The sequence below is a fragment of the Alteribacillus bidgolensis genome, assembly GCF_002886255.1.
In the GTDB taxonomy this organism is placed as follows: domain Bacteria; phylum Bacillota; class Bacilli; order Bacillales; family Marinococcaceae; genus Alteribacillus; species Alteribacillus bidgolensis.
The window spans coordinates 243,949-265,315 of sequence record NZ_NJAU01000003.1; the positions used below are offsets into that span (position 1 = coordinate 243,949).

Genomic DNA, 21,367 nt, shown 5'->3' on the forward strand with positions numbered 1-21,367 from the left:
TTCCGACAATTGGTTGGGTTTTAATGCTTCCATACATCTGCTCGCCAATCCGTGACATTTGGAGTAATAACGGCTGTTGTAACATTTGCCAACCGAATCGTCACAGTATTCGCCGCACTTACAAAGGCAGACCAAACTAACCCTGCTCCTGGGTCAGCTGCTGGCGATACATAAACATTATCACCAGGTGCCGCACCTGTTACCGTAATAGGTTGATCTTCCGTTGAGTTAGCAGGAATATCAGGAAAGATTATACTTTCAGTAGCGCTTAAATGTGTTACAATTGGTGTTCCACCAGTGCCTAAAGTTGTATTCCCATTAACCGTTAAATCGCCTTGGACGGTTTCATTGCCAGTAACGGTTTCATTACCGCCAACGGTTAGATCTCCACTCGTGTTGACTGTATCCGTTGCAGCATCACCTAAAGTCGTATTCCCATTAACCGTTAAATCGGCTTGGACGGTTTCATTGCCAGTAACGGTTTCATTACCGCCAACGGTTAGATCGCCACTCGTGTTGACTGTAGCCGTTGCAGCATCACCTAAAGTCGTATTCCCATTAACCGTTAAATCGGCTTGGACGGTTTCATTGCCAGTAACGGTTTCATTACCGCCAACGGTTAGATCGCCACTCGTGTTGACTGTAGCCGTTGCAGCATCACCTAAAGTCGTATTCCCATTAACCGTTAAATCGGCTTGGACGGTTTCATTGCCAGTAACGGTTTCATTACCGCCAACGGTTAGATCGCCACTCGTGTTGACTGTAGCCGTTGCAGCATCACCTAAAGTCGTATTCCCATTAACCGTTAAATCGGCTTGGACGGTTTCATTGCCAGTAACGGTTTCATTACCGCCAACGGTTAGATCGCCACTCGTGTTGACTGTAGCCGTTGCAGCATCACCTAAAGTCGTATTCCCATTAACCGTTAAATCGGCTTGGACGGTTTCATTGCCAGTAACGGTTTCATTACCGCCAACGGTTAGATCGCCACTCGTGTTGACTGTAGCCGTTGCAGCATCACCTAAAGTCGTATTCCCATTAACCGTTAAATCGGCTTGGACGGTTTCATTGCCAGTAACGGTTTCATTACCGCCAACGGTTAGATCGCCACTCGTGTTGACTGTAGCCGTTGCAGCATCACCTAAAGTCGTATTCCCATTAACCGTTAAATCGGCTTGGACGGTTTCATTGCCAGTAACGGTTTCATTACCGCCAACGGTTAGATCGCCACTCGTGTTGACTGTAGCCGTTGCAGCATCACCTAAAGTCGTATTCCCATTAACCGTTAAATCGGCTTGGACGGTTTCATTGCCAGTAACGGTTTCATTACCGCCAACGGTTAGATCGCCACTCGTGTTGACTGTAGCCGTTGCAGCATCACCTAAAGTCGTATTCCCATTAACCGTTAAATCGGCTTGGACGGTTTCATTGCCAGTAACGGTTTCATTACCGCCAACGGTTAGATCGCCACTCGTGTTGACTGTAGCCGTTGCAGCATCACCTAAAGTCGTATTCCCATTAACCGTTAAATCGGCTTGGACGGTTTCATTGCCAGTAACGGTTTCATTACCGCCAACGGTTAGATCGCCACTCGTGTTGACTGTAGCCGTTGCAGCATCACCTAAAGTCGTATTCCCATTAACCGTTAAATCGGCTTGGACGGTTTCATTGCCAGTAACGGTTTCATTACCGCCAACGGTTAGATCGCCACTCGTGTTGACTGTAGCCGTTGCAGCATCACCTAAAGTCGTATTCCCATTAACCGTTAAATCGGCTTGGACGGTTTCATTGCCAGTAACGGTTTCATTACCGCCAACGGTTAGATCGCCACTCGTGTTGACTGTATCCGTTGCAGCATCACCTAAAGTCGTATTCCCATTAACCGTTAAATCGCCTTGGACGGTTTCATTGCCAGTAACGGTTTCATTACCGCCAACGGTTAGATCTCCACTCGTGTTGACTGTATCTGCTACGTTATCTCCTAGTGTTGTATTTCCATTGACCGTTAAATCGCCATCAAAAAAACCAGAACCGTCATTTAAAATTTTAGCAACAACCCCACCTAATCCACCATTTACGAGATACCAGGAAAAATCCAAATCATTCAAAGGATCTGGACCGCCATCTTGGCCCATCACATGAACCCCTTCCAAACCGTTAGCCGTTGTATTAAGGCCTTCTGTATGAGCAAAGTTTGCATTTGCAACAGTTCCTTGCCCTTCGGCATGGGAAGCCAATCCACTAGCGTTTGTACCTGACCCTTCCGCATGAGAGATATTTCCACTAGCGTTTGTACCTAACCCTTCCGCATGAGAGATACTTCCACTAGCAGTTGTATCTCTTCCTTCCGCATGAGAGATATTTCCACTAGCAATTGTATCTCTTCCTTCCGCATGAGAGATATTTCCACTAGCGTTTGTACCTGACCCTTTCGCATGAGAGATATTTCCACTAGCAGTTGTATCTCTTCCTTCCGCATGAGAAGCAAATCCACTAGCGTTTGTACCTAACCCTTCCGCATGAGAGATGATTCCACTAGCAGTTGTATCTCTGCCTTCCGCATGAGCATTTGTGCCTTGATTTGGATCTAATTCATCTCCTGTTGTGGTTCGAAACCCTTCCGCATGAGAATTTCTCCCAAATGCTCTTGTATCTCTTCCTTCCGCATGAGAAGCAAATCCACTCGCTGTTGTGCCAGTTCCTTCTGCTACGGAGCATCCGTTTGTAGCATCTGTTATAATACACCCATTAGCACAACATGGTTCTGGAGATTGCAAAGTACCTATTTCCTGGGCTTGAACCTCTTCCTCCTGATGTTCACTCGACTTCATCTCTTTCTGATCAGACATTAACCATTACTCCTCCTTTCCAAAAATAACCGACACAAAAGTTTTTTACGGAACTATTCATTCAAAAGTCCCTTCCTCATCCTGGAAAGTTGTCCCATTAGCCGTTGTACTTAATCCTTCTGCTTTCGAACAAGCCCCAATCGGATTTTGATTACTTTCATTGGACATGATTTTTCTCCTTCCTTAATAATGGTTTAAGATTCGTTAAGAATCCCATTAATACGTTTATTGTTCAACAACACATTTGTATGAAAAAACTCATTACCTTACAACCATTTCCAACTCTTTTATTAGGAAAAGAAATTCAAACAGAAAGTTTCATTCAAAAATCCTTGGATTCTATGGAATCTAAGGATTTTTGATTGCCGATAAGTTGCTTTATGTTAACAGGAAATTAATTGGTTCACCTGGAAACTGTAAGTTATGCCGTTAAAAGGCAGGTTAGTTTAATAATGAGTACATATTTAACCTAGGGGGTAAATAATGATTTTATATGATGAATTTATTAAAATTGCTAAGAATTTTAATAAAGAGTTAGATATCATTCCCGTTTTATATGGTTCATTAGGATTGGAGAAAGTAACTGGAGTTAAATTTTCCCCACAAGACATTGATATTCTTGTTCCTTTAACCTTTTTAGAGGAAAAATGGAATATTTTTAAGAGCCAAATTGAACAATTAGGATACGAATTGATTGATTTACACGGGTAAGAGTTCAAGAAAGATAATGTTAAAATCGGAATTTCTTATTACGTTCGTTATAATAGACAATCTCATAAAAATACGTTTCATCATCATACTTCCATTCCGTTAATTTATAATCGGTAACTTCATAATTGTTTTGAGGCCCCTGATCAGCGTCTAAGCTATCAGGTGGATCTACTTGCAATTCACGTCTAACTGCTTGATCTTGTTGAACATATGATGTTGCCCACTGAACAGGCACTTCCCTACGATCTTCTGCTTCGGAATCCCCGCAAGCTGAAAGTAAGACTATAACTATACCCAAAATAAGAAGTTGGAACCTCATACCAAAACCTCCTTCTTCTCTTTTTTCTCTTTCTGTTCTGGAGGTCTTGTATCAAAGGCATCGTGTATATCTTGAAACAAGACGTTTATGCTTACGACGCCACAACGACCATGAATGTCCTGGAACAGACATTGACCAGGTTGAAGTTCTTGTAAAGTAGATCGATTATATTCCGTATCTTTGAGATTGAAGAACTCTAAGATGTTTTTAAGTTCGTTTGGATCGGTCGAACGAAAAGCAAATTTCATTCCAATGTTGTTTTTCATCTTTTCATCTAAAAGGTCATCCGCATTTTGGGTGACTAGATAGATAGCAGCTTGCATCGAACGTCCTTCCCGAACCAACTTAGATGCTAAGTGCTTCCCTTGCATCGTGTTTAAAATCGCCCAAGCTTCATCCAGCAGGACCACTTTAAACAGTCCTCGATCCATATGGATAAACTCAAGCGCAAAGCTCGAAATCGGAAGCATCATAGCCACAGAAAGCATTTCCGATAAGTTATACTCATTCGTTTTCTTATCAGCTGATGGGAGTTGCAGATTTTGAATCTGAAGGACATTCATGGCTGTTTCTAGGCTAATAGGATTTTTCACCTGACCGTTCCCAAATAACAGCTGTGCAAAAGAGAGCTCCTGAAAAGACTGAATATGCTCTCCTAACGAATGAGCCACTTTATCTTCTTGGGAAAGCAAGTGCTCCACAATGGCGTTCATGCACGGATTCTCGCTGTTTGTTACTTCATTGACAGCTCTAGACAACTTGGGAAAACGCTCTGAATCATTGATCTGTACTCCAGTGAGAAACGTTAAAATATCTAATGCTAACGTCTTTGCATCTTTTTTGTCGCTTAAAATGGAATACGGATCAAGCTTTCCACGATCTTCTTCATCACTGGACAAAGTAATAATATTGACTTCACCACCCAAATCTTGAAGATCATTGCCCCAATTCCCGCGCTCTCCTTTCGGGTCAATGATGAGTCCTTTTCCTCCAGCCAATACTGAGAGATACGTTATGAAGTTAGAACTAAGGATTTCCCTCCCCCTAACGATCCAGTAAAACTCGCGGACAAAGCACTGGTTTTAGCCCCTTTAATAGACTGTGCCGCACGATTAGGACTGATATAAACAGGCTGATCCAGAACCCCCGTAGAGCCGATCTATTTTTTCGGGATCATAGCAAGTGACTTCACACATATCTTGTATCTTGTTTTTTATTTTCATCCATGTTCCCCTCCATCAATCAAATATATATTTGATTATAATATACGTTTGAATAAATCTATCTGTTGATATTTTGTAAGATCTTTGCTCAAATACAAATGTAAAAAAGGAAAAAGTATTGGTAAGATGGGTTTGTCGCGTTAAAAAAGATGACGTGAGAGGAAAATGGATGACATTTTTTCATCCCTTGATTGAGGGCACTTATTTCTGCTTCTTCCCATACAACTTTGGAATACCCTTCTTCGAGGAAGAGTGGAAGAAAAACTAGAAAACACTGCATTCAATATTGACTGATGAAAACAGCGTGAAGGAGGCGGTGAATATGACGAAAAAAAGACTTGCTCTTTTGATGACTTTTCTGTTCGTGCTTACTGGGTGCTCCGGAATTCAGCAGCAAGACAGCTCACATAATAGTCATAACAATGAACCCTCTTCCTTAACCTATGAACTAGGAAGTGATAATTGGGAAGCTGTCACCACAAATACGGATAGCCTTGAAACCTTAGAAGCTTATCAATTTGCCGTAGAACATCCAGAGGTCCTTGATTACATCCCTTGTTATTGCGGCTGTTACGAAGAAGCAGGGCACGAAAGCAATAAAAATTGCTTTGTCGATGAAAGAGAGGGGACAACGGTACAACTTGATACAATGGGATTTGGCTGACAAATTTGCGTAGACATAGCCCGTGAGGCTAAATCCGAATTCGAAAAAGGAACCCCACTACCTGAAATTCGAAACTTGATTGATTCCAAATATGAGGGTGGTGCCGCTCCAGCAACACCAACACCGAAACCTGAAAAGGCAGACATATAATTTAAGAACGTAAAGAAACCGAGTGGCAATTTTCCAACTCGGTTTCTTTCGGTATAAACAATTGAGCATTAGGTGGGATTATTTAATGATTTTAAAGAACGAACTAATATTTATTTATCATTCCTATCTATTTTTGGTCTTCTTTGTAATATTCCCATGAAATGCTGGGATAAACAGTGAAACGTTCCTAGCATCATTTATTCGATAAGTACAATTTTTCGTCTTATTTCCTTTTAAAGATCCAATAAAGGAGCCCTCCTAAAAATGCAGGGATGCCCGCAAACAGACAAATAACTAAAAACGTGTCGAGATATTCCTTTAGTGTATCCTGATTAAACAACCAGGAAGCAGACATTGTCAGACACGACAACCCAATTGCTACGAGAGATACAGCTACCACCCAGTCTATGCCTTTCATGTTTGTTCTTCCTTTTCATCTGGTATTATCGGAAACCGGATGTCAAATCTGGTTCCTTTACCTTCTTGGCTTGACACAGCAATACTTCCGCCCTGCAATTCTATGAGTTCCTTGGTGATCGCAAGGCCCAGCCCTGTACCACCATATTTTCGGGCCCGCGATTTTTCCACTCGGTAAAATCGTTCAAAAATATAAGGCTGCTCTTCCGCCGGGATTCCTATCCCCGTATCTTCAATAGAAATCAACACTCTTTCCTGGCATTCCAATTTCAAGTCGACAGTCACAGTCCCATCCTCCGTATAGCGGAGTGCATTCTCCAGCAGATTATAAAAGATTTGTTCCATCCGCATTCCGTCACCGTATAGAAACGGTACATTATTTTCCAATGTTGAAATCATATCTATTCCCTTTTCTTCTGCCCGTAATTGCATGCGCTCCACCACGTTTTCCAACACTTCTTTTATATCGATCGCTTCCATTTCCAGATCGACTTTACCTTCTTCCATTTTAGCAAGATCAAATAAATCCTCAATCATACGTTTCAGCCTTGTTGCTTCTTTCTGCATGATCGCTAGGTATTTCTCTTTTTCTTCTTCACTTTCGTACAAGCCCTTATTTACAATACGAGCATATCCTCCCAGGTAGGTGATCGGTGTTCTTAGTTCGTGGGAAACATTCGCAAAAAATTCCCTTCGTGAATCCTGATATCTTTGCAAATCCACAGCTAAATCATTGATAGCTTGTGCGAGCGAACCGGTTTCATCTCTTGTGGAGACATGGACGCGGGTTTTTAAATCTCCTTTTGCTATATGTCTTGTAGCTCTTTCCATATGAACGAGCGGGTCAGATAACTTTCGGGATAACACAAGGGTTAAGCCAAGAGCGAGAAAAAAAACCCCCACCCCGGAAAGAGTCAGCATGAGACGAATCCGCTGAATAGACTGATCGATACTCTCCACCGATGACAGCACAAATACCCCGCCCATAAAGGTGTTCTCGCTCTCCATTGCCTGCCCGGAAACCAAAAACTTTTCTCCTCCTTCTCCCGCTTTATATTCTTTTGTTATCGTTTCTCCACCGGATAAAGCTACCAGATCTTCCTCAGAGATAGAAGATCCGACGGTTATTCCGGGGACGCCTGCATTAGCAATGATCTGCCCTTCTTCATCCGTGACATATAAAGGGATTTGAGAAAAGTCCGCCATGGTGGTGACCATCTGTACCATCATTCGATTATTAGAATGGGCAATCGCCGATGCATAACGAGAAGATAGTTTCTCCATTTCTTGTTTTTCTTCATCAACATAAAAACCATAGACCACTTGGTCGATAACAAACCCAAGAGGCAGTAGAATCGTGAGCAGCAAAAAAATGATCGATGCTCCCATTTTTATGGATATCCGATTCCATCTCATTTTCCTGATTCCTTCTCCTTGGCTTTATATCCCACACCCCATACGGTTTCAATCGGATTAGAAGCTGCGCCGGCTTTTCTTACTTTTTCCCGTATCTTTTTTACATGGGTATCAACCGTCCGTAAATCGCCGAAATAATCGTCTCCCCACACCTGATTCAAAAGAACTTCCCGAGCAAACACCCGACCTGGACGTTTCGCCAACACATATAACAGGTCAAACTCTTTTGGTGTAAGATCCACTACTTGGTCATGGACAAATACTTCACGCTTTTCCGGGTCAATCGTGATATCCTGAAAAGTAAGGATATCGGATGAGGTATGTTCAGAATAGTCAATAGAAACCCTTCTTAACAAGGCATTCACCCGGGCAACCAATTCTTCTGGTTCGAAAGGCTTTGTAAGATAATCATCGGCTCCCAGATTTAATCCCTGAACTTTGTCTTTTGTCTCTGTACGGGCGGTTAACATGAGAATCGGAACCTGGCTCGTTTGGCGGATACGCGCACAGACTTCCCAACCGTCGACTCCAGGCATCATGAGATCCAAGATCACCAAATCAAAGGCTTGGGAAGCAAGTTTTGCAAATGCTTCTTCCCCATTTGCCGCTTCGGTGATCTGAAAATCTTCTTGGCCAAGGTATACACGAAGCAGGTTTCTCATGTTCCATTCATCATCAACCACCAATATGCTGTATTGGCCCATGTTCATCCCTCATTTAAAAGCTCAATTAGTCAAATGTTTGCTTCCTATCTTACCACGTGTAACAAAATCTGGTAAAAAAAGACTGCTTTCTTTTTCTATTCATGTTTTCTTATTTTTCATTTGTCCCTCTAATCATAAGAAAAATATCCTGAAAATGTTTTTCTATACCAGTAATCTTTATTCCACTTTGTTCGCACATGCTCAAAAAATAGAAGCGGGGCATCTGGCTTACAGACACGACGGATCTCCTGAAGAGCACGGGTCGGTTCAGGAATCGTACACAGAACCAGTGTTCCAACAGCAGCATCAAACATATTTTCTTCAAATGGTAGAGATTCTCCCGAGGCTGCTACTAGTTCCACCGGTACTTTGGCTTTTTCAGCCTTGTCGGTTGACTGTTTTCTCATCCCCGGATCTGGCTCGACAGCAACAACCTTTTCTGCTTGTTGATAGTAGCCAAAATTCACTCCTGTTCCCGACCCCATTTCAAGAATAACTCCCTGTTGCTGGGAAACAAGACGGTTGCGAACCGCACCGAATCGCTTTTTTTCAAGCGGACTCATGAACGGATCATATAATTTCGAAAACCATGTACTCATCCCTTTTCTTCCCTTTCTTCCCTTTCTATCGTTTTAATTTTTTGATAGTTAGCAATATCAGGATAGCCCGAGGTCTGGGAACACCAGCCAAAAATCCTGGAAGAGCGAGAAACGAAAGTCAAATCTCCAACATTATCACTTATAAGGAAAGGAAGACCTCTAATAGGGTCTTCCTTTCCTGCCTTTGTTATTCCGTGGTCTCTTCTTCCCCTTGAGCATTCATAAAGTTCTGGCAGGCATTCATCATCTCTTGCCCTTCGGGAGAATTCATCGCTTCCATCATTTGACTCATTCCTTCTCCGTTCATCATTCCATTCATCATGCCACCACTATTTCCATCTTCTTCGTGAGCATCCCCGATGTTGATTGGACCGGCAACCAAAGCAGCAGCAATAGCAAACGATGGAATCATTAAAAGTTTTTTGTTTTTCATAGAGACTTCCTCCTTCTATTTATCTTACATTCTTAGCTTACCTATTAATTTTGATAAAACTGTGATGAAAAAAAGAAAACTTTTTATAAACCTCACTTAAAGGGGCCCCCTTAAATATTCCAGGGAATAAATTGAGCCAAATAGCTGGAGATCATTTGAAAATACCCAAAGAAAAGCATGACGCCCATAATGATCATAACCACTCCACCAGCTTTCTGAATACGGGGCATAAGCTTATGAAAACGCCTCAGTTTATGCAGGGACTTGGAGTAAAAAATAGCCACGAGCAAAAAAGGCAGACCTAATCCCATCGAATAAACGAAAAGCATTCCCATCCCTGTGACCATTGTTTCACTTTGACCGGCTAACGCGAGAATCGAGCCAAGGACTAAACCAACACAAGGGGACCAGCCTGCGGCAAAAAGAAGGCCAAATAAGATAGAACCTCCAAAACTGTTGGCTTTCTTTAGTTTGGAGCGAATCCTTTTCTCGGACATTAAATGTCGAATCGTTAACAAGCCGGTCATTTGCAGTCCAAAGAGAACGATAATAATTCCTCCGAGTTGCGCCACCAGGTTGTTGTATTGACTGAACAACTGGCCGACAAACGTGGAAGAGGCACCAAGAAGCATAAAAATAATGGTTATACCTAAAATGAAACCGAAGCTTCGTAGAATAATGAGACGCTGGTCTGCTTGAATGGCGTCATCTGCTATCGAAGTGCCGGTCAACTGTGCTAAATAAGCAGGAACGAGCGGAAGAACACATGGCGATAAAAACGAAAGAATCCCCGCCCCTAATGCCAGCCAAATCGTTATGTCACTCATTTCCATTCCTCCAAAATGCATACCACCACCTTCTTAGGAAGGCTTTATCCGTTCCATATATTCTTGGATATCTTCTTCTGTCATACCGCCTGTCAGAATATCGATGATTTCTCCCTCTTCATTGATCAGAAAAGTAGAGGGTAATGGGCCTACCCCATATCTGTCAAGTACCGCTTTCTGTTCATCCATTAGAATCGGGAAGGATAAGTTGTGTCGATCGACAAAACGTTCTACTGCGAGATCGGATTCCCCAACATTGACAGCTAGCACTTCCACCCCTTTTTCTTGATACTCCATATACTGATTTTCAATATAAGGAAATTCTTCTTCACAAGGCGGACAGTAGGTTCCCCAAAAGTTTAAAAAGACACCCTGCCCACGGTAATCTTCTAATTCTACAGTTCCTCCTTCGAGTGTCCGCAATTCAAAGTTCGGAGCGGTCTCTCCTTCTTTTACCAAAGTGTCTTCACCGGTAAAGTTAGAATAGAGCACGTAACCGATGAGCACCGCAAGTACTCCCAAGATACTAGAACGGATGTATAGACGGCGGCGTTTTTTATTCATGATCGTCTTCCCCCCTTCCCTCTTTGTTATAGGGCATCCTTAATCCTTTTCTTTTTTTAAGAACTCTTTTCTCCGTTGGTACTCTTCTTCATCAATTTCCCCTGTAGCGAAACGTTCTCGAAGGAGTTCGAGGGAGGAATCTTTTTTCTTTTCAAACGGTTTTATCAGTAGACTCAATAGCCCATAAATTAGAAACCCGACCAGCACAATAGCAAGCAAATTATATATGATCATTCCGCCACTCATCATCGACATCATTGCTGGCTCCTCCCTTCTTTTATAGAGTGCTTTCTCCTTTTTCCGCTAACATGTCCCAAGTTTCTCCGCTATCTTCCGTATAATAAATGTCTTTTTGCTCGGTCACAATCACGACCGTATTTTCCTCAGCAGGATTCTGAGCAATATACAAAATAGAATTATCTGTTTCTAGCTCTGGAAGCTGCCATTCATCGATATTTCTCGTTTCTGGATCTATCTGTAGCAATTGCACACTCTCCCCCGTTCCGGCTGCAAATAGGCTTCCGTCATGACCAAACGAAACAGCTGTAATTCTTGTATCCACTCCCAGCGGTTCAAACATATCGCCAAAATCCTCAGACAAGTAGACATCACTTTTCGTACCAATGGCGAGGACTTCTTCCTTTGTTGGATGGGCGGCGAGACTGGTCATTTCTTCTTGGATTCCCTGTAGGGCAGAACGCTCCCATGTTTCGGTTTCATCGGTGCTGTAATAAAGACCAGGGGCCTCCATTCTGGAGTTGGATTCGGGGTTAAACACATAGATGGCATGGGTGTTGTATCCCACATCCATATGATGAAAATCAATTTCTTCGTACAGGTCTAATATCTCCAGGGATTTCCCGTTATCCGTGCTTTTGATAATACCAAAAGGATTGCTCAAATCTGAGCTTACCGATGGGTGTCCACTGCTGTAAAATCCATCATCGACCATGGAAAATCCCATATAGTCATGTCTTTCTCCTTCTGCCATTCTCCATTCACCGTCCTCCAATACTCGAAGTCCGTCATGAGCGGGAACATAAGCCTGTTTACCATCTTCAGTAAAACCTATCCCGTGCATATGAGGGAATTCAATATCCTCACTATCAATGCTGTCGGCATTACCATTACATCCGCTCAAAAGAAAAATAGAAGCGGTAAAGATGAACAAGGGCCATTTATAATGTTTCAACGTATTTTTTTTAGGAGAATTAAATTTTTTCATGGTATATCCTCTCTTTCTTCCTATTAAAATGGAAGGCTGTCATGCCTATCTTTATTTCATATATTGAAAAGAAAAGGCTGTTCGTCATGGAACATTTGTAAGGATAAGGAAGGGAATATTGCCAGTTAATATCGAAAAAACATGGAGAATAACCCTTATCTATTGCAAGAAGAACATTTATTACTCGTTTGTTTTTCCATCCCTTTTAAGCGTTGACCGATGTAGATGACACTAGCTGCCATTAACGATAAGGTTGCCATCTGTACCAAATTGACTAGCCAGCCGGATTCGTTTGTCAACAATCGAGATAGTGGATCTGCGGTAGCAGACCCAAATAACACAAGAAGCAAAGGGTAGACAGCCGGCAAACTGCAGCTAACAAAGCAAGTCGCCGTCACAGCAACACTAGAACCCACCGTGCTCCCCATCGTCTTCATATCCCATTTCTTCTTCAGCCGCCATTGGTATATAACAAAACCAAGCGCTACTCCAACTAATCCAACGAAAGCCATCAACAGAAACAATCCGGCAACAGAGATAATCCCAAACAAATGAAGGTTTGGCCACCAAAACTCAATACTTGGCCAGATCGACAAAGGTCCGTAGGTTTGGGAGGCTTTTATGTACCCTTGTTCCAATATTTTAGACGCATTAGGATTAGATATAGTAAGCATCCCTGATGCAAAAAGATAGAATACTCCATAGATAAAGGACGTGCTTCCCACCACGATTCGGTACCATGGAAAGGTAAAAAGATAATGGAGGTAAGTTCCTACGTGTAAATAAGCCGCCATACAGCCACTAAAGTCAGAGGGAAAACAACATAACCAGCATAAAAAGGAAGAGAAGCTACATCCACTACCCTATTGCTAGAAGATAGGGATTCCTGTATCCAAATAATGAAGAGCCATACCAGGAAAAGGCTGACGACCGTCATGGAACGCATGACGCTTCTCACCTGTTTACGGCGAACCCCAACATAAAGAAAGGTTCCCCAAATGCTCACTAAAAGCAGTAAAGAACCAATAATAACAACATTACTTACCCAATATACAATCTCTGTCTTCATCCTTCCTTCATCTTTCTAATGAGTTTCTATTCTGTTTAGGACTTGATGAATCAGCTTTATTCATTTCCTGCACGGTTTGTGACAGTTTTTGGTTTTCCTCGATTAATTGGTTCATTCTATGCTGGGTTGCCTGCCATTCCTGTGAGGTATCTGCCAGTTGACTCTTGCCCACTTTGTTTTTCTTTTCCTTTCGGGCCATCCATATTCCCTTTCCGCAAAAGAACAGACATACGACTTTAAAAGCGATTAACGCTATTAAGATAGCATCCACCTTAAATCTCCTTCTCCTCTAGAGTCTTTGTTTCTTTTCTAAACTTCTCATTTCAGTCCTAAGTTTTTGGTTATCCTTTTCTAGTTCATCCATTTGAGCATGGATCTTCTCCAAGTCTATCTGCTTTGAAGAAGGATTTCCTGTTTCCCTTTTACCATGACAAGATCCCCTTCCCACCATATTGCAAGGGCTTTCACGTGTCCCAGATTTATTCATTCCCCGAAAACAAGGAATCATCAAAAGCAACAATATCCCAATTAGTAGATAAGTGAATATCCCCATTTAAAAACCTCCCTCTTCTACATTGGATAGCTGGTTACCAATCTGTTATCCACAATGTAGCAAGAGAATGTGTTAAAACTATGAATAAAATAAATAAATTATGTGGTTTTATGGTGTGCGGGAAAAGCCTGAAGGGTTGAGCACTTTTTTCATCTGCTGTTCTCGGGAAGTACCATACTTCACAGAGTTTTCCTGCTGATCAATATTTAACCAGGTTTCCATTTCCTTTTAATTTCTGAGGTTAAAAAGGAGCGAGGAATGATTTCCTTTGTATGATAGTCCATTGCCTCCGCTAATGACGAAGAGGATGGTGCTGGAGCAGAGTCACAAATGATCAAATCTCAAATTTGGGATGTAGAAGAAACTGGTGAGCAATCGGCTGAAATTACGTTACGGGTACAACATCGGTTAACAAACGACGAGGAGGATGATAAAGGTTCATTTATTTAAATATTTCGTGGTTCCCGTGAAAAGTGATGGAGAAGGTTTTGTTGTTCATCAATTACCTTATTTTGTGGCCGAACCAAAGAAACCAGATATTGCAGTAGATACAGAAGAAGACAGAGATGATGCTGAACATGATCCAGAACTAGAAGAAGAGATTACGAGCTTCTTAGATACCTTCTTTTTAGGTTACACCGAAGGAAGTACACAAGAGCTCTCCTATTATACGGATGGACTTGAATTGCAAACGTTAGATGATGTATTGCAATTTGAAGAGATAGAAGAGATTGATATATATGAGGAGGATGAGCAGTATAAGGTACATGCCGATGTGATCATGTCTGAAGCAAACAGCCAAACGAAAATGTTATACCCTTTCTCCATGGAATTGATGAAAGTGGAAGGACGTTGGATAGTTGCTGATTTTCCATTCACCTTAGGAAAATAATCGTTTCATTCGTTAGACTTGGGGCTGTTCCTCCATTCCTATTACAGGAACTTCCTCGGTCGTACCCCTACCCTCACAAGGATAAATGCTTTTCAGCATAACTTTATAGCAGCCGTTTTGGGTGACAGCCCTTGGTTCAACGTTCCTTGCTTTCCAAGTACCTTACAACGTAGCTATCCTTACTAGATGTAGGTGCTTCCTTTAAGCCTGTGAGCTGGATACCGCTATTGTTCGATATAGCGTATTTCAGAGGGCGCAATTTTACTCTACACCACTCACCCCATCGTACGATGGGACATAAGTTTCCCTATGTTCGAATCTGTAGACCCTTACATTCGGAAGTTTGTCAGTTCCTATCTCAAAGAACGATTCTCACCTTATCTAGTTTTTCAGCCGTGCGGCATATCCGTAAGTGCTAAATGTTTAGGAATAAAATCAGCAATTACTTCATCCATATCAATTGCAATTCTTTTCATAACAAATCCCCCTAATATGTACAAGTTTATTTTATTATACAATTTTCTTATTACACAAACCTACCCTTTAAGGGGTAATCACAGGGTTGCTGCTGTAGACCGCAAAGTAGAGTTTTCATCCTCTATTCAATAGATTACACTCAAAATAGTGGCTATTCTAATATTAGGGGATGGATATTTATGAAACGAAATTGGAATGAAGATGAGCTGCTAGAATATTTTGTAGTAGTACCAAAAACTGATTGGTAATAAAACAGGGGCAAGTCGTTTAGGATTTACAGTATTATTAAAGTACTTTCAACAAGAGGCTAGATTTCCTTCTAAGAAACAAGATATTCCCGAAGTGGTAGTTGAATTTATAGCACAGCAATTGGGGTTAGCTTCATCGCTCTTTGAGGAATATCGTTGGGGCGTAGATGAAAGAAACTTTACTTATCATCGAAAACAAATTCGAGAATTCTACGGTTTTCGAGAACTTACAGCAAAAGACAACGAACTTTTGACAGAGTGGTCACACGGACAAGTTCAGTTTACTCATGATATCGACTACTTAAAAAATCAGGCATGTAGCTTATTTCGCAAGTGGGAAGTCGAACCTCCTTCGATTCCATTCTGAAACGTAAAGAGGCATTTAAGATTTAATGCTTATCCAACAAAATCCATAAAAACCAAAAACTTCAAACAAGAAGTTTGAAGCTTATTTGCCATGCGCAATTTTAGTATAACATGGTTATTTAATTTATTTTAGTATGATAGGTTGACTTATATTAGCTGGTATAATTGAAAAAGCAGAATTAGAATTGTACACTAAATCCATTAAACTTATGTATCCACGTCCCCAATTTTAAAAGATCTTAATTGGGCTAGTAGAGGGGTAAAAAGCATAAAATGGGTATTTGATCATATAACAAATCACTGCACTTAATTTTATTCCAGTTTTGAACAAAAACATCAAAACCTTTATATCCCTCTGTCAATTTATAGCATAAGTAAATAACGCAGTACCTGCTGCTTACTGTAAGAAACGTGTTTATTATCTCTTTCTAGTTTACTAGTCATAATACTTCCCTCAAGAATTGCAACAATAAAGGAAGCCACCGCCTTTGTATCGATATCAGGATTTAACTCTCTGTTTTGAATACCTTCTTCTATAATCTCTTCAATAATGTTGAGAAATGTATGGAAAACTACAAGTGCTTTTTTCCTTAACAGTGGATTCGTATCATCACTGTCTACGGCAGTATTCAGTAACGGACATCCCCCTTTTACTGGTGGATTATTTATCACATCTTCATACACATCAAAAAAAGAACCAATTTTTTCTAACGCTGTATTAGCATGAAGCATCGCTTCAGAAAAGTGTTGATTGACAGTGTCAATAGCGTAATCAAACGCCTCTAAAGCAATCTCATCTTTACTTTTAAAATTGCGGTAAATTCCACCCTTTTGTAGACCTGTAGCCTCCATAATGTCATTCATTGAACAGCCAGCATACCCCTTCTGATTAAACAACTCTGCTGATTTTTGGACAATGTGTCTCCGTGTTTGCTCACCTTTTCGCATAATATCCTCCATTATTGTTGTTGAAAAATTGTAACACATTTTAGTTGTACATTAACATATGATGAGTTATCTTATAAGAGACCGAACAGTCTCTTTAAAAAAGAAGACGCTAAAAAGGAGATTTTGTGAGAAATACTATTTGATAAGCATGTAACATCCTTATCATGTCATTGAACCCGTTATGAAATCGTCTTGAAAAAATTAATTAAACTAAGGAGGAAATATATGCATAACATTATTATTCCTGATAGTAAAGTAGCAAAGGACGCAACTCAATTAGTTTACGAGATTTCTCCGGAATTTCTTTATAATCATTGTTTACGAACATATGCTTTTGGTGATGCTTTGGGAAAAAAATATGGATTCAAATATGATCAGGAGTTATTCTATCTCGCTTCTGTCTTACATGATATTGGTCTTACAGAGCATGTTTGTTGTAAACATTCATTTGAATATGAAGGTGCTGATCATGCTGAGGAGTTCCTTCGCTCTCACAGTTTTTCCCAAGACAAAATTGATGTGGTACGTGAAGCTATTATTCTGCATACATCGGAAATTGCTGAAGAAAAACAGCCAGAAATTGCTTTAGTTCATTTCGGAGCAGGAATGGATGTAGTTGGGTTACGTATAGAAGATATTTCGGAGGAAACATTTAATTTCATAATTGAAACCTATCCTCGATTAGGTTTCAAAAAATCTATGATTGAACTCATTAAATATGATTCTAATCTTAAAAATGCTCAGCAACAACCAAATAATTTGAGTTCTTCTATGCTTCGTATGGGTTTTGTAGATTGGGTTATGAATGCCCCTTTTAAAGAATAGAGAAAAAGTAACCCCAGATATACAAGGTTATAAATGAAAAATCTGTATATTCTGGGGTTCTTAAATTGTTATATTATTATATAGATAGGTAAGGGTTTGACGTTATCGCTCCCTTTTCCCCCTGTTAGCACCGTACGTGCGACTTTCATCGCATACGGCGCCCTAACTAATCCAATTCAACTTAATCATCGACACTTCTGATATTTTAATATCCTCCGTGTCTCAATTCTTCCGTTTTAATAAGTCGGTGCCTTCCGTGGAAGGTGAACCTCTATTAGTCTCACGAGAACCTTATTATCCGATAAAGACTTGCCTTACATGATTAAATGAATCTTATATTAGTCTAGTGGCTATCCCTCCACGTTCATTACACGCTTCGACGGTACTGTGCCACCACTTTCACTGATATAAAGAAAAGTTATACAGTCACTATTCTCACGAATGTTTTCCTTCTCAACGCTTCACTGGGAGTAAGCCCTCCACGTTATCAGCTTACAACGTTGAATTATGTCTATTATGGAACAGACTTAGGTGCTTCCTATGAGCCTGTTAGCATTGCATGTGCCTGTAACACAAGATGGATTTTCATATTGCGGATTCTTACTCATCCATAGCTAACCCTACATTTGGTAGTAAATACATTTCTATATAATGCGCGTCTAGACCCGTACCTTCAGAAGTTCGCCAGCAATACAGTATCTTGTTGTATTTACATTGCATTCTCACCATATCTGTTAAACCCAAGCACCATGATTTACACCACCCTATCAGGTAGGCTTTCGTCAGCCGAACTGTTACGGTAAATTCTCACGCCTATTAGCCGAGCTTATAACACTCTTTTCCTTACTAATCAGCGTGCTATTCGACGCAGGGGGAGCCTTTCAGAGCGTTACCTCCTCATTCGACTCCTCGACATAACCCTTCAGTCTTAGAAGTCTAAAACTGCCTGACCTTTACCGAAATTGTGTGGCCACATTTCATTTGAGCCAGGAACATTTCGCACCAACAATCGCGCCCATTAATGGAAGATCGTTCTTGAAAATCCATGCTTCATAGATCTTAAAGAAAAGCCCTCGATAGTTAAAGAAGCCTTCCAATAATAAATTACATTTCAAAAAAGTTATCTCTTTCTACTTGGGGTCTCAGCAGAAAAACGCGAAAAATATACGCTAAGACATTATTTGGTGAACCATTACTGATCGTAAGTACTAATCTTTCGTGATTAAAATATCGACTTTTGCAGTGCCTTCATTTTAAGGTTCATTTTTCATTTTTAAAAAACATTATTTAGTTAGTTGATTGCGATCTTCTATTTGTGGCGGTTCTTCCATCCAGCCATTTTTGATCATAATTTTTCCGCCATCTTGAGCAAAAGTAAAAATATCCTTTGTAAGCAATGCCATTTTTGCCGGCAAGTCACTTCGCAAGCTAAATCCACCGCCTAAGGCATTACTTCCGAGTCCAAATGAAGCTAACAAACCGGTGTTGTACATCATCAATTTGTCAGAAAATGGAGCCGTTTTTGACGCTGTTGCTTTACCAGCATGAGTGGCTGGGGGCTCAATATAACTTTGACGCAAAAATTCACCTAAATCAACTTCAACTTTTTTTGACAATTTCATTCCTTTCACAAGATAATTTTGAACTTCTTTATTAGCAGCAACTTGAGCAAAACCAATCATTAATTGCATACCTACAAGGTTTGTTTCAATCGCATGATGAATAAGAGAAACTTCAACTGTATTTAGAGATCTCGTCTCACTGAACCATTGAATTCCATCCATATAATGTTTATCCTGTACAAAATTAACCTGTTTTGGCATTGATACGTAAGGCGGCCTTACAAGCACTCCCTTTTCTAAAAGGAATTGAGTTGATTTACTGTTTATCGATTGGGATTCTGCTGTTAAACCTATAAAAAAATCTTCAATATCCTTTCGGTAAGACATGCCGGTAAATAGCGCAAATAGACTCATTTCCACTTTTGTCATCAAATGCAAATACATGATATCGTACAAAGTATCATATAACTTCGGAACACCTTTATTTACATCGCTTTCTGTAAAACCCAAAGGAATTACTGCCCCTTCTTGCTGCAAAATACTTTTGATCTTTTCAACGGTTTTGGTTGCACCATTATAATAAGAATGTAACATTTGTGTTTCTTCATTATCGGAGTGCTCTAAAAAGTGCTCCAATACTCTAAGCATCATAGTTTTTTCTTGATAAGTCATCCACAAGTTCGCTAATTCTGAAGATGTAATTGGTACTCGGTTTGAACTCCCCATCCAAAAGCCTCCTAATCCCATTTGTTTTCTTTAACTTTTCCAACTTTAAAAGTTTTATGTATCAATCTGTGTTTCTTTAGTATTAAAATAGAAAAACACAAAGCTAATGGTTACATGTCTTGGCTATTAGTGTTGAGAACACATCTATTTAGGGAGAAGCAACCAAAAGCAATACAAAGAGCCATTGTAATTATTTAGCACTTTTCATCAAACATCCTTACTCTATAATCTGGCCCTTTAAACCAATTTTAACTATTTCCAAATATGTGAGTATACTCAATCCTTTACTCCATAAAAAAATGAAAAGGCACGCTTTATAGAGAACGAACCTTTTCATGTCAAAACGATCAATTATTCATTTAAAAGTATTTGCTATAGAAATCTTGTCTCAGCTTTCCACTTAGCTGAGCATATATTTTTGTAGTTTCACTCTTCTCGTGACCAAGTAAGCTCTGGATCACTTCAAGTGGGGCTCCATTGTTGATCATATGTGTCGCATAACTGTGTCTTAATTGGTGTGGATGAATGTTCTTTTTAATTCCTGCTCGACTAGATATACGCTTAATGATATATCTCATAAGATCAATACTCATTCGCCTCTTTGGCCTTCTATCAGTGATAAACAAACATTGATCTTCATCATCTCGTTCATCTAAATATCTTTTCAACCACAAAGAACAACGAGTATTAAAGTACACTTCTCTTTCTTTATCACCTTTTCCATGTACAATAACGGAATTCGTAGAGAAGTTAATATCATCACGATTTAGTTTTACAACTTCTCCAATACGACAGCCGGTAGAATAAAAAAACTCAAATACCGCATTTTCCATCGTGGTATGGCACGCTTCCCTCAGGTGCTCAATTTCGAGTTCAGAGAGGAATTTAGGAATTCGTTTTCCTAGTTTTGGTTCCTTCAGTTTAGCTGCAGGATTTTTAGAAATGAAGCCTTCATCATATGTCCATTTAAATAGGGATCGAATACTACGAACTCTATGTCCCAGACTAGAAGGCTTTAAATGTCCTCCCGCATCGACTAAATAACCTTTTAATTTTTCTGTCGTAAATTCATTCATGTCAATATTACCAAAATATCGTAATAACAAATTATACTGAAAGCAATATGTTTTTATTGTTAATGCTGAGTATCCCTCAATCTTCTTATCTAGTTGATATTTCTCCCAAGCTTCAGATAATAACATCTTTCTTCACTCTCCCAGGTTATGAACCAATTAATCTAGATTCTATTATGTTCAAGGAGAGTCATTTCTATTCATAGTTATTCAACAATCTAAGAATTTAGTAGTTAACTTGAACTAAAAAAACCTTGAAAGACAAGGAAAATTCGGTATCTTTCTTCAAGAATCGCGCCCGATTGCTGAAGATTCGTCCTACGATATTTTGACAGTACAGATCTTCCAGAAAAGTCCTCTATACGTGAGGGAAAATGGAAAGACTTTTGTCGATGTTAAAGCAGATGAAAGTTTTTTACAGGATCCGGATACACAATTCCCAGTTACAATTGATCCTACCATAATATTTGTTAAATTTTATTTTACTGGAAGGAAATTTATTGTAAAGGTATTTGGTAATCTCATCA

At 40.1% G+C, this 21,367-nt stretch carries 21 protein-coding genes and 3 pseudogenes; 5 read left to right on the forward strand and 19 right to left on the reverse strand.

Annotated elements, in window-relative coordinates:
- Positions 1-20: 20 nt before the first annotated feature.
- Positions 21-2,849 (reverse strand): beta strand repeat-containing protein, encoded by a 2,829-nt coding sequence (locus CEF16_RS22530; protein ID WP_096241790.1) that lies wholly within the window; start codon positions 2,847-2,849, stop codon positions 21-23.
- 483 nt (positions 2,850-3,332) lie between these two features.
- Here CEF16_RS22530 and CEF16_RS22535 point away from each other — a divergent pair.
- A pseudogene (locus tag CEF16_RS22535) lies at positions 3,333-3,557 on the forward strand (hypothetical protein); the annotation flags it as partial.
- Between the two features lie 22 nt (positions 3,558-3,579).
- On the opposite strand, the gene CEF16_RS22540 reads toward CEF16_RS22535, so the two are convergent.
- Both CEF16_RS22540 and CEF16_RS22545 read right to left on the reverse strand, forming a co-directional pair.
- On the reverse strand, positions 3,580-3,879 hold the full coding sequence (locus CEF16_RS22540) for a hypothetical protein (RefSeq protein ID WP_091588503.1): 300 nt from the start codon (positions 3,877-3,879) through the stop codon (positions 3,580-3,582).
- Positions 3,876-4,951, reverse strand: a pseudogene (locus tag CEF16_RS22545) (ATP-binding protein). Before CEF16_RS22545 ends, CEF16_RS22540 begins: the two are co-directional and overlap by 4 nt.
- 473 nt (positions 4,952-5,424) lie before the next feature.
- On the opposite strand from CEF16_RS22545, the gene CEF16_RS24685 reads away from it, so the two are divergent.
- Positions 5,425-5,916 (forward strand): PCYCGC motif-containing (lipo)protein, encoded by a 492-nt coding sequence (locus CEF16_RS24685; protein WP_342750511.1) that lies wholly within the window; start codon positions 5,425-5,427, stop codon positions 5,914-5,916.
- Positions 5,917-6,139: 223 nt separating this feature from the next.
- Here the strand turns inward: CEF16_RS24685 and CEF16_RS22560 are convergent, their stop codons facing one another.
- The 13 genes from CEF16_RS22560 to CEF16_RS22620 form a co-directional block, all read right to left on the reverse strand.
- Entirely contained in the window at positions 6,140-6,334 is a 195-nt protein-coding gene (locus CEF16_RS22560) for a hypothetical protein (RefSeq protein WP_096241792.1), read from the reverse strand.
- The gene (locus CEF16_RS22565) at positions 6,331-7,749 is read right to left on the reverse strand and encodes a sensor histidine kinase (RefSeq protein ID WP_096241793.1); all 1,419 of its coding nucleotides are present in this window, start codon (positions 7,747-7,749) and stop codon (positions 6,331-6,333) included. The genes CEF16_RS22560 and CEF16_RS22565 overlap by 4 nt, the downstream gene beginning before the upstream one ends.
- Positions 7,746-8,453, reverse strand: a complete 708-nt coding sequence (locus tag CEF16_RS22570; protein WP_281259229.1) for a response regulator transcription factor — start codon at positions 8,451-8,453, stop codon at positions 7,746-7,748. The genes CEF16_RS22565 and CEF16_RS22570 overlap by 4 nt, the downstream gene beginning before the upstream one ends.
- 128 nt (positions 8,454-8,581) lie before the next feature.
- The gene (locus tag CEF16_RS22575) at positions 8,582-9,052 is read right to left on the reverse strand and encodes a class I SAM-dependent methyltransferase (protein ID WP_245918035.1); all 471 of its coding nucleotides are present in this window, start codon (positions 9,050-9,052) and stop codon (positions 8,582-8,584) included.
- Positions 9,053-9,239: 187 nt separating this feature from the next.
- Entirely contained in the window at positions 9,240-9,485 is a 246-nt protein-coding gene (locus CEF16_RS22580) for a hypothetical protein (protein ID WP_091588487.1), read from the reverse strand.
- A gap of 110 nt (positions 9,486-9,595) precedes the next feature.
- On the reverse strand, positions 9,596-10,312 hold the full coding sequence (locus tag CEF16_RS22585) for a cytochrome c biogenesis CcdA family protein (RefSeq protein ID WP_091588494.1): 717 nt from the start codon (positions 10,310-10,312) through the stop codon (positions 9,596-9,598).
- 33 nt (positions 10,313-10,345) lie between these two features.
- Positions 10,346-10,876, reverse strand: coding sequence for a thiol-disulfide oxidoreductase ResA (gene resA, locus CEF16_RS22590; protein ID WP_091588489.1), 531 nt, complete (start codon positions 10,874-10,876; stop codon positions 10,346-10,348).
- Between the two features lie 39 nt (positions 10,877-10,915).
- Positions 10,916-11,134, reverse strand: coding sequence for an SHOCT domain-containing protein (locus CEF16_RS22595; protein WP_091588491.1), 219 nt, complete (start codon positions 11,132-11,134; stop codon positions 10,916-10,918).
- Between the two features lie 19 nt (positions 11,135-11,153).
- Entirely contained in the window at positions 11,154-12,101 is a 948-nt protein-coding gene (locus CEF16_RS22600) for a F510_1955 family glycosylhydrolase (RefSeq protein WP_096241794.1), read from the reverse strand.
- Between the two features lie 155 nt (positions 12,102-12,256).
- On the reverse strand, positions 12,257-12,895 hold the full coding sequence (locus CEF16_RS22605) for a hypothetical protein (RefSeq protein ID WP_139186031.1): 639 nt from the start codon (positions 12,893-12,895) through the stop codon (positions 12,257-12,259).
- Positions 12,874-13,170: a hypothetical protein gene (locus CEF16_RS22610; RefSeq protein WP_091588402.1), complete on the reverse strand. Its 297-nt coding sequence runs from the start codon at positions 13,168-13,170 to the stop codon at positions 12,874-12,876. Before CEF16_RS22610 ends, CEF16_RS22605 begins: the two co-directional genes overlap by 22 nt.
- Positions 13,171-13,177: 7 nt before the next feature.
- Positions 13,178-13,441 (reverse strand): hypothetical protein, encoded by a 264-nt coding sequence (locus CEF16_RS22615; RefSeq protein WP_091588401.1) that lies wholly within the window; start codon positions 13,439-13,441, stop codon positions 13,178-13,180.
- A gap of 18 nt (positions 13,442-13,459) precedes the next feature.
- A complete protein-coding gene (locus tag CEF16_RS22620; RefSeq protein ID WP_091588399.1) occupies positions 13,460-13,723 on the reverse strand; it encodes a hypothetical protein in 264 nt (87 codons plus the stop codon).
- Positions 13,724-14,150: 427 nt separating this feature from the next.
- Between CEF16_RS22620 and CEF16_RS22625 the strand changes: the two genes are divergently transcribed.
- Together CEF16_RS22625 and CEF16_RS22630 are read left to right on the forward strand one after the other, a co-directional pair.
- Positions 14,151-14,615 carry a conjugal transfer protein gene (locus CEF16_RS22625; RefSeq protein WP_091588398.1) on the forward strand — a complete coding sequence of 155 codons (465 nt, stop codon included), beginning with the start codon at positions 14,151-14,153 and terminating at the stop codon, positions 14,613-14,615.
- 656 nt (positions 14,616-15,271) lie between these two features.
- Positions 15,272-15,698: pseudogene (locus CEF16_RS22630) on the forward strand (DUF4158 domain-containing protein); the annotation flags it as partial.
- A gap of 371 nt (positions 15,699-16,069) precedes the next feature.
- Here the strand turns inward: CEF16_RS22630 and CEF16_RS22635 are convergent.
- Entirely contained in the window at positions 16,070-16,654 is a 585-nt protein-coding gene (locus CEF16_RS22635; protein WP_091588396.1) for a TetR/AcrR family transcriptional regulator, read from the reverse strand.
- A gap of 225 nt (positions 16,655-16,879) precedes the next feature.
- Here CEF16_RS22635 and CEF16_RS22640 point away from each other — a divergent pair, with 225 nt between their 5' ends.
- Positions 16,880-17,479: an HD domain-containing protein gene (locus tag CEF16_RS22640; RefSeq protein WP_091588394.1), complete on the forward strand. Its 600-nt coding sequence runs from the start codon at positions 16,880-16,882 to the stop codon at positions 17,477-17,479.
- Between the two features lie 1,283 nt (positions 17,480-18,762).
- On the opposite strand, the gene CEF16_RS22645 is transcribed toward CEF16_RS22640, so the two are convergent.
- Positions 18,763-19,767, reverse strand: a complete 1,005-nt coding sequence (locus CEF16_RS22645) for a DUF3231 family protein (RefSeq protein WP_091588392.1) — start codon at positions 19,765-19,767, stop codon at positions 18,763-18,765.
- 359 nt (positions 19,768-20,126) lie between these two features.
- Complete coding sequence (locus CEF16_RS22650; protein WP_091588391.1) at positions 20,127-20,969, reverse strand: tyrosine-type recombinase/integrase; 843 nt, start codon at positions 20,967-20,969, stop codon at positions 20,127-20,129.
- Positions 20,970-21,367: the final 398 nt, after the last annotated feature.